The following is an 819-nucleotide window of genomic DNA, read 5'->3' as shown; positions in this document are numbered from 1 at the left end:
ATAATTACCGACCAAGAAAGTCCGCGAGGACTTTCGTAAGTAGGCGAGAAGCCAGCAATAAATTATATACGGTGTTATGCACAGGCTTTGTTTTTCCATTTTTCCATTAATAGAAGTGATAATATTACAATTCCTAATAATGGGTAAAATAAAGTTGCAATACAAGTCAAAACTATGTGATTTAATTTATATTTTTTTAAGTCCATTGCTATTAAAATTACAATGACTAAACGAATTAGATAGTCAATGTAAGTTGGCAAAGAATTAATAAATGAGTAAGATTCAAAGTCGTTTGAATTCAAAATTCCTTTCTGCATAATAATCGGCTGAATATAAATCCAAGCCATTCCAACAATCGACCAAAGAATTAAAAGGACAATGTACTTATTCAAAATTTTCAAAAGTCTATTCATTCAGTTCAATTTTAGTTTGATTAATTTTATTACTTGCTACTGATAATAAGAAAAGAATAATTCCTATAAAAGCAGAGAAAAAAGTCATAATTAATATGAGTGGTGAATTCATTTTCTCCTTTTTAAAATCTTTAGCTAAAAAAATTATAAAAACAAGATTAATTATATATTCAAATCCTGAACTTAAATAACTACCACTTAAAGTTGAAGTTCCGCCATTTGGTAATTCAGACGTCAATAAATCTGGAAACGTAATTAAAATAATTCCAGCCAAGATTCGGGAAAATACAATTCCAATTATGAGAAGTAAAGAATATTTTTTTATTAAATCACTCATTTTGTAGGTTCGCAGGATTTTTTTTTCAGCTTGTGCATAACGTTGTTGTATATGGTTTGTTGCGTGTTT

Annotated in this window: 2 protein-coding genes; both read right to left on the bottom strand. The window is 28.1% G+C overall.

Annotated features, from left to right (window positions below):
• Positions 1–74 precede the first annotated feature (74 nt).
• Positions 75–413 carry a hypothetical protein gene (locus GQS58_RS16885; RefSeq protein WP_166388058.1) on the bottom strand — a complete coding sequence of 113 codons (339 nt, stop codon included), beginning with the start codon at positions 411–413 and terminating at the stop codon, positions 75–77.
• Positions 406–819, bottom strand: a 414-nt coding sequence (locus tag GQS58_RS16880; RefSeq protein ID WP_166388057.1) for a hypothetical protein, incomplete at its 5' end; no start/stop codon positions are given. The genes GQS58_RS16885 and GQS58_RS16880, both read right to left, overlap by 8 nt.

The organism is Polaribacter sp. 11A2H, from assembly GCF_011379025.1.
Taxonomy (GTDB): Bacteria; Bacteroidota; Bacteroidia; order Flavobacteriales; family Flavobacteriaceae; genus Polaribacter.
Note: the sequence above shows the minus strand (reverse complement) of the source record. Positions and strands in the feature narration are given on the sequence as shown.

Excerpts from the sequence above, each read along its gene's own strand:
- GQS58_RS16885 (WP_166388058.1), bottom strand. The coding sequence starts at position 413 with ATGAATAGACTTTTGAAAATTTTGAATAAGTACATTGTCCTTTTAATT.